Source organism: Candidatus Cloacimonas sp. (assembly GCA_035403355.1).
Lineage (GTDB): Bacteria > Cloacimonadota > Cloacimonadia > Cloacimonadales > Cloacimonadaceae > Cloacimonas.
This window is the reverse complement of sequence record DAONFA010000052.1, coordinates 1-7355: the sequence shown is the minus strand read 5'-3', so window position 1 is coordinate 7355 and position 7355 is coordinate 1. Positions and strand designations below refer to the sequence as shown.

Genomic DNA, 7355 nt, shown 5'->3' with positions numbered 1-7355 from the left:
CCACCCGAAGCCCCCCCTGCACCACCGCCTACTACTAAAACTTTTACTGTGCCTGTATATAAAGGCGTGAATGTTCCTGAACTCGTAAAAGCGTGAACTACATCATTGCCTACGGTTGTAATCGTCCCACCCGTCCCCGCACTATTGGAGTTTGAAGCATAGGCAGTTTGAGCTAATAGGTCGGTAGCATATTCAAAATAATCCATCTGCACATTTCCAACTCTTAACTTCTGTCCTGCTGTGCCGATTGGAAGACGGACTACCTGACCGGCATTGTTCATATAGAGAATATCCCCTGCTACTTGGCTTGCACACACAAGGGCTGTTAGGTTGACTTTGCCGATGGTTTTTATCGTGTCTAACTTTGTGTCTACGATAGCGGCATCGGACTTAAACTCTGAATTTACAATGTCGTGAATTTGCGCCGTAGCTCCGTCAACTAGATTATGACAATCCGCCTTGGTAGCTGTGTTAGATAAGTTAGTGCCTCTGATTATTTTTATTCTTGCCATATTAAGCCCAAGTAGGAGCCGTAGCCCCAGCGTTGACTGTTAAAGTTTGTCCTGCTGTGCCAATACCTAACCTGACCCAAGAGGTTCCGTTGAAATAGCAAATATCTCCATTTGATTGACTGGTAGCGGTCAGAGCCGTGACATTGACTTTTCCTGCGGTTGAGATAGTCGCTAACTTCGTATCAACGATAGCCGCATTGGAAGCAATGTCAGCGTTGACAATGTCCGCAATCGTAGCGGTTGCGTTATCGACTAGATTATGGAAATCTGCTTTTGCGGCGTTGTCGGGAAGGTCACCGCCCCTTGTAAGGACTATGTTTGCCACTATGGAACCTCCGTTTCGTAAATCTCTGGATAACTGACTATCGAGCGTTCATAAATTGTGATTTCATTTGTGCTGTTAGTGTCGTTGTGGACTATCTTGATTCTGCAAGTGTTCCAAGAGCCGTAGCTGTCTAAATGAAACTTCTCTCTGATTATGGTTGCGTCAGTAAAGATTAAAGGGAAATTCGTGGGGAATGAAATGAATGAACCTAATAAGTTCATTGTGCCTAAAAGCGTATAAGGAGCATCATCAAATGAAGCCCATACTTCAAGGTCAAAGTTCCCGCTGGATTTAGCTTTTACTCCCACCTCTCCGCCGGATTTTTTGACTAGCGGTTGATCTAAATCCTCTTTGCGTCCTTCCTCTTGGAAGTTAATCGCCGTGCCATTGGTCGAAGTAGTCCCTTCGTCGGTATAGCCAGTCCACGCCTGATAGACGACTCCATTACCTTGTTTGCCGTAATAAAGTCCTTCTTCTCCATCTATTTTGTAGGTCTCAAAGCATCTTGGCGACCACCCTTGAATAATCATAAATGCTTTAGTTGCGGTGTAATAAACCCAAGTATCGAAAGTCGAAGCACCCGTCGGGACGGAGATAAAAATCTTATTGTCAAAATACTTCATTGACAGTCGTTCGATATACGCCCAGCTAATCCTCTCAAACTCGTCTTTTAAGTTATAAGAAATCGGTCTTTCATCGCCTTGAAGTTTATCCTGAATAGTCCTTTTTAACGCCCTGAAACCGTCTTGGGCGAAGTAATAGATGTCGTCTCCGGCTTGACACCAACCTTTTTTACTGACTACACCGTGATTAGTGATTAAAGGTTCAGGTTTGTCGGTAGCTGAAGGAGTCGAGCTAGGAGCAAGACCCCAAATAGCTTGGTCGCCCATTACGACAATGCCTGTGTCTCTAGTTGCAACTAGTCCTCTTTCAGCTCCTACGGGGAGACGGAAAGAATTAGACACCGTGTCAAAAGCAGTTGAGTAATCGGCAGAGTAGGCGTCAGAGAAATAAAGCAAGTCATTTAAAAGAACCCATACTATATTGCCATACCAACACATTACCGTGGACTTAGGCGGAGAGTCCGAACCTGTCCCACTAGTAGAACCTAAATCCTGAAAGTTTCCGGCGGCGTCTAATCTAAAGGCGTTATTTACTCCGTTCTGAATGATTGCGATGTCATCAGGTGCTAGTCCGCTTTCTTTTGCCGAGATAATCCCGACCTCGGTTGAAGTAGTGAAGTCAGCTTTTAAAGAAGTCCAGTTACCCGAACCTAGCCAGTTCCAAAGAGTCGTGTCCTCGTAAGCTAATAACTGGTCGGTAGCCCCTTGAATAATGAAATTATGCAGTCCGATAATCGAGTCATTACCAACATCGTTTCCGATTAAAACAGACCCCGGTCTTTTGCTTGACTCCCCGCCAGTCCCTATGTCAGCGTTATAAAGGGCGGTGGCTTGGGTCTCGCCGATTAAAGAGCCGTTCTGCCGGGAGTTTACCCCGCCTGATAAGTCCCTACGCACGACAAACAAAGGTGCGTCATCTGGAGTTCTAATTTGGCTTAATTGCCTAACAGAATAAATGCTCATTAGTAAATATCCCTTGAATAACCTTGAGGAACAAATTGTTTAATTTCGTTTGGCTCGTTCTCTTTTTCCCAAATATAATCTTGTAACTGTTGAGCAAACATAATCTCCAACGCCTGTGCTTTGCTAAAAAACTTCTTATATCTCCAAGCATCCGCCATTGCCCCAATTTCTAACAAATCAGCAATATCAATGACCGGATAATCATAGTCATTGTTCAGAGGTAAGGGCTTAATCGTATAGGGCAAAGCAATGGTTATGACTTCCGCAGGAACATAGTGAGCAATAAAAATCTTATATCTGGTTATTAATTCTTCCGCCGCAATAGTCGCCACCGTTACTGCCGCTGAATTAGCGGTAATTGTTACACTTCCGGCAGTAGTCGCACTTTTAGAAATAGATTTAACTCTAGTGTAAGAATTGGCTGAATTAGCAGAAGATGTGCCAGTTAAAGATACACTTTCGGTTACTTCTATCCCACCGGAAATACCCCGAATAAATATAGTCTGTGAGGTGTCAGAAGCAGAAGAAGAAACTATCGCCAACACAGAAGCACTTGTAGGCTGGGATTGTATTGTGTCCTCTAAGACCGCATATCTTTCTACCTCTCCGCTGTCGGTAATTTTCCCATAGGTAGAGTAAATACTCTCTAAACTTACAGCACCTATTTCACTTGAGTTCGTAATGTCATTACAAGACACCGCTTTACCGAAATCGTTAGGTAAGACATATCTCTGTGTTCCGACTACCGTATCAAAAGTATAATCCGGTTGGATATTCTTCCAGTTAATCGCCCGAAGTATTTGAAAATATCTGCGGTTAACAAACCTCCCTAAGAGAGTAGCAAAAGCCGTGCTTGTATCTCCTACTTCTGCCCCGATATTAGTTTTTATAATGCTAAAGTTTTTGTTCATACAATTCTCCTATAAAATTCAACAATTCCTGCGGAGGTTTCACTTCCCGCCTAACTCCCCAATCTTTTAATAACTTATTCCGTGAATGTCCTTCCTCTTTAAATTCCCACTCTGATTTCCACTTAATTGTTTCTTCGGGGAATACTAAACCTAAATGGTGTAGGGTTATATCTGGAAAAACCTTAACCCTGTTATTATTAATGTTCCTAATATGGTTAAACCTGACTACCTGCGGAACTACCGCCACCGTTACCGGATAAGCCCTCTGGGGAGAAGCGTGAAACAAATCCCCGTTATAGTCAATTATCTTGCAAGCTGCACTATCAGCTTGACCTATTAATCCCCGCCTGTCCGACATAAACCTGGTTATTTCTTCCTGATCGGATGGCAATAGGATTTCATCAGCGTCAGCGATAAACGCTAAATTACAATCCTGCAGTAAATCCAGTCCCCGATTAAAAATCTCGTGCTGTTCTACTCCCCTGCCCCGTTCATAAACTAAATTTGGGTGTGAGAATAAATTGCAAATCCTTTGGGTGTTATCCAAAGACGGCTTAACATTAATAAACCTATAATTAAGAACGACTATCTTATCTACCCATTTATATTGCTTTAAAACTAACGGCAAATATTGTGTAGAGTGGTAACTACGGATTAATGCCCCTACACGCATTTCTTATCCTTTCGATATCCCGTTGTTTGTATTTTTCCCGCCATTCATTTAGTCCAGCCAAGCCTTTTTCCATATGTTCACGGCTTGTAACCATTGCGTAATTATCGTCTAACTTAGCTTTGCCAAATACCCAATGCTTATGTTCTATACTTACCCCGTTAACCCGATAGAACATTCCCAGGGCTTCCCCTAATTCCTGGTGGAAGTTATCCCCGTAAGATTGTTCTAGTAACGGAGTTGTTTGATAACCCAAAGCCCTAATAATATTGCCTGAAATAACCATACCAGAAGGTAAACCCGAACTATTACCGCAAGCGAAACCCCACCCCCCACGCCTTTCAATTTCCTCGATAAGCAACCTATCCCATTCTTTAGTGTGGTAGATATGGTCGTCATTAATCTCTGCGTAATATTCATAATCAGGATAAAGTTCTGTGGTGCAATAATTGTCCACTTCCACCTTTGTCCTGCGTTTACCAATAACTAAATTCCTACCCGCTAAATTCTTTTTGTATTCTTCTAACCTGGGGTCATCATCTGCCACATAAATTACAATGTCATTCCAGGGGCTTCGTGTTCTATCCCAAGAAGCAAGCATTTCTAATATCCTGTCGGGTCTAATTCTTGACGGACAGAATGTAAGCAGTTTATTCAAAGTAAATAAACTCCCAATCCCCCCGATACCCCCACTCTTTAAATAGCCACTCCCATTCTTCGGGTCTTAAAAACTGCTCGCAGGTCAACGCCCAATTCTGTAAGTTACAAAGTTCTTTGGTGTTGCGATAACTCTCGACCACTATGTAAGCGTTTCTTGAATGTGAATTAATCTGCTGTATTGCTTGTTTTAAATTCGGCAATAATAAGTTATGTAAAACATTAATACAAAGTATTAAATCGAATTTCCCCTTAATTCTGTCTACCCCCGCCTCAAACCTAAATGTATTCTTTAGGGGGCTTTGCTGTAAGGCATATTGGGAAATATCACAACCAGAGACCTTACATCGTGTCAATTCCTCAATGTTGCTTAATAAAAAACCTTTTCCGCAACCAATATCTAAAATACTCGACCTATCGCTCAAGTTATATCTTTGGCATATATCTACGGCTGGGTGATACCAGCGGGTATCGTATTTATACCCCCCATAGCCGTATTTTCTTTTTCCGTCCCAAAAATCCCTGCCGAACTTACGGGCGATGTCCATACAGGCGGGTTTATCTTTTCCGTTATGCTCGGAGTAATTCCTTGCCCCTGATTTATGCAAAGATGAAATAATGTCCACTAACATCTAAAATATCCCCCTTCGCTTGAATTAATCCACTCATAGAAATGATTACCGTCATAGACAGGCATACCGATTACGCCCATTAAGAGAATATCGTCATCTTTACAGCAGTGGCAATCCCCCAATGATTTAAAGAAATCTCCCGAACCATTGCCTATGAGTTTGACATTTTTTTCCCGCAAAACTATATCATTCCTAATCTGTTCTAACGCCCGATAGACTAAAAACGAAGCTATGGAGTAGACTATGGGGATAAGACCACTTTCCGCTAAACCGGAAGCAATACCCACCGTTGCCTGCTCCATAATCCCGCAGTTGATAACTCTGTCGGGATAAAGTTCCTTCAGGCGATCAGCTTTGCCAAAACCCATATCACACACAAGTAAGTAATATCTAGGGTCATTAAAATAAGGAATTAAATTGTCTATGACATCATCTCTGGTTATCATTGGGAACCCGATAGTGCCACTTGGCTACGCCTTCCATATAAGGGAACCCTTTACCCTTAACCGTGTCGGCAATTAAAACCTGCGGTCTATATTCAAGACTGTATTTTAACTGCTCGTAATCGTGTCCGTCGCACCTGCCCGGAAGAAATCCCCAGCCGACTAACCTGTCAAACAATCTTTGAGAAAGAACATTGTTTACCTTGTCCATAGCTTGCAGACCGTTATGGTCTATGACTACGGTGATATTATTCAAATCGTAATGGTGTAAAAAGTTTAATGCTTCCCACATTGAGCCTTCTTGCATTTCCCCATCCCCGACTATGCAAAATATATGCTCTTTTTTGCCCTGCAACTTATTCCCAAACGCTATCCCTACGGCGATGGGTAATCCGTGTCCCAAAGACCCAAAGCCATCCAAGCACCCAGGAAGATTAAAATCCTCCCAATCCTCTTTGGCAATTTCTCCCTTATCAGCCTGTATAGCATACAGCCCATAGCACCCGTGTCCTTTCGAGAGAATGACTTTATCTTTTTCAAATTCCGGTTCGTAATAAAGAACAGTCAAAATATCAAGGCAAGATAAAGAAGGAGCGATATGCCCTTTATTATTCTTTACCGCCACACGCATAACTTCTTGCCTTAATTCCTCTAATTTCATTGAGACCTATGATTGACTTTAAACTCTTTAAATCCAGTTCCGGTAATCCGATTGATTTCGTTACGATATTCTATGCGTCTTTTGTTCATATCCCGAACTTCAATCATCATTTTCTTGACATCTTCGGCGGTCATTTCTTCTCCCCGCCTAAAGCCGTTTTCCCTGTTCCAAACCTCAAAGTTCATCTGGGTAATCCAAATGATTGCGTTTAAGAGTTCGCCGGTCAGTTTAATGTCTAACTTACTTAACCCTTCGGATAATGCTGTATGTTCTTTGTGTGCCTGAACCTCCCCGAAGAAAATCTTGCGGGTCAAAATAGTCAGGCGGTCAATCACATCGCCCAAAGACATATCTATGTTGGTCTTAATCATATAAAGTTAATATGCTCCGGCTTATTTAAGTAATTGTTTAAAAAAGCGTTTGTCTGTAAATGCCTGCAAGCACCCTTACAATCAGCACCTACAACTAAATTATCCCGAACCTCTTTAATTACTTTCCAGTATTGAAAACTCTCAACCATTTCCTGAAAAGTTTGTTTGGTCAGGTCTCCAAGCTCATACTTGGGATTTCTAAAGTGATACCCGCAGGGGTAAAACTTTCCCGTGCCTGAACCCTCTATTAAAAGCGGTAAATCTACGCACTTACCCTGCATACTCCCTTTTGAGTGAATAATGTTCCACTTAGGGATAATCTGTGTTTCTTTAGTGGACATACTTTCGGCTTCTTTGAGTATTGAATTAACCTTGTCCTTGTCATAGAACGACATATCAAACTGCGTCATTTCCTCACATACAGGGTCGGAGAATTGCTTGATTACGAAATAATCTACGCCTGTGTCTATGGCAAACTTAGCTTCGGGGATTACTTGGTCTAAACAGTCAGGGACTAAGACCATCTGTAACCCGATAGTGCAGTCATAGTCATTAAGTCTTTTGACCCTTACGGCGTCCTCGATATT

The 7355-nt window shown here is 42.2% G+C and carries 11 protein-coding genes; all 11 read right to left on the bottom strand.

The genetic code is table 11. The annotated features are described in order from the left end of the window. The coding region (locus tag PLE33_08985; GenBank protein HPS61375.1) for a hypothetical protein at window positions 1-281 on the bottom strand (281 nt) is incomplete at its 3' end. A 232-nt stretch (window positions 282-513) separates the two neighbouring features. After that, complete coding sequence (locus PLE33_08980; GenBank protein HPS61374.1) at window positions 514-837, bottom strand: hypothetical protein; 324 nt, start codon at window positions 835-837, stop codon at window positions 514-516. Then, window positions 837-2423 carry a hypothetical protein gene (locus PLE33_08975; GenBank protein HPS61373.1) on the bottom strand — a complete coding sequence of 529 codons (1587 nt, stop codon included), beginning with the start codon at window positions 2421-2423 and terminating at the stop codon, window positions 837-839. The genes PLE33_08980 and PLE33_08975 overlap by 1 nt, the downstream gene beginning before the upstream one ends. Next, entirely contained in the window at window positions 2423-3334 is a 912-nt protein-coding gene (locus PLE33_08970) for a hypothetical protein (GenBank protein ID HPS61372.1), read from the bottom strand. Before PLE33_08970 ends, PLE33_08975 begins: the two co-directional genes overlap by 1 nt. Continuing rightward, complete coding sequence (locus tag PLE33_08965; GenBank protein ID HPS61371.1) at window positions 3318-4007, bottom strand: hypothetical protein; 690 nt, start codon at window positions 4005-4007, stop codon at window positions 3318-3320. The genes PLE33_08970 and PLE33_08965 overlap by 17 nt, the downstream gene beginning before the upstream one ends. Then, on the bottom strand, window positions 3982-4605 hold the full coding sequence (locus tag PLE33_08960) for a hypothetical protein (protein HPS61370.1): 624 nt from the start codon (window positions 4603-4605) through the stop codon (window positions 3982-3984). Before PLE33_08960 ends, PLE33_08965 begins: the two co-directional genes overlap by 26 nt. A 49-nt stretch (window positions 4606-4654) precedes the next feature. Continuing rightward, window positions 4655-5293 carry a class I SAM-dependent methyltransferase gene (locus PLE33_08955; protein ID HPS61369.1) on the bottom strand — a complete coding sequence of 213 codons (639 nt, stop codon included), beginning with the start codon at window positions 5291-5293 and terminating at the stop codon, window positions 4655-4657. Beyond that, a complete protein-coding gene (locus PLE33_08950; GenBank protein ID HPS61368.1) occupies window positions 5287-5739 on the bottom strand; it encodes a hypothetical protein in 453 nt (150 codons plus the stop codon). The genes PLE33_08955 and PLE33_08950 overlap by 7 nt, the downstream gene beginning before the upstream one ends. Next, window positions 5723-6397 carry a 1-deoxy-D-xylulose-5-phosphate synthase N-terminal domain-containing protein gene (locus PLE33_08945; protein ID HPS61367.1) on the bottom strand — a complete coding sequence of 225 codons (675 nt, stop codon included), beginning with the start codon at window positions 6395-6397 and terminating at the stop codon, window positions 5723-5725. The genes PLE33_08950 and PLE33_08945 overlap by 17 nt, the downstream gene beginning before the upstream one ends. Then, window positions 6394-6768: a hypothetical protein gene (locus PLE33_08940; protein HPS61366.1), complete on the bottom strand. Its 375-nt coding sequence runs from the start codon at window positions 6766-6768 to the stop codon at window positions 6394-6396. Before PLE33_08940 ends, PLE33_08945 begins: the two co-directional genes overlap by 4 nt. Continuing rightward, a partial coding sequence (locus PLE33_08935) for a hypothetical protein (protein HPS61365.1) occupies window positions 6765-7355 on the bottom strand: 591 nt, incomplete at its 5' end. The genes PLE33_08935 and PLE33_08940, both read right to left, overlap by 4 nt.

Coding starts and splice junctions, on each gene's coding strand:
- PLE33_08975 (HPS61373.1), bottom strand. CDS start 2,423: ATGAGCATTTATTCTGTTAGGCAATTAAGCCAAATTAGAACTCCAGAT.
- PLE33_08970 (HPS61372.1), bottom strand. CDS start 3,334: ATGAACAAAAACTTTAGCATTATAAAAACTAATATCGGGGCAGAAGTA.
- PLE33_08965 (HPS61371.1), bottom strand. CDS start 4,007: ATGCGTGTAGGGGCATTAATCCGTAGTTACCACTCTACACAATATTTG.
- PLE33_08960 (HPS61370.1), bottom strand. CDS start 4,605: ATGCTTGCTTCTTGGGATAGAACACGAAGCCCCTGGAATGACATTGTA.
- PLE33_08955 (HPS61369.1), bottom strand. CDS start 5,293: ATGTTAGTGGACATTATTTCATCTTTGCATAAATCAGGGGCAAGGAAT.
- PLE33_08950 (HPS61368.1), bottom strand. CDS start 5,739: ATGATAACCAGAGATGATGTCATAGACAATTTAATTCCTTATTTTAAT.
- PLE33_08945 (HPS61367.1), bottom strand. CDS start 6,397: ATGAAATTAGAGGAATTAAGGCAAGAAGTTATGCGTGTGGCGGTAAAG.
- PLE33_08940 (HPS61366.1), bottom strand. CDS start 6,768: ATGATTAAGACCAACATAGATATGTCTTTGGGCGATGTGATTGACCGC.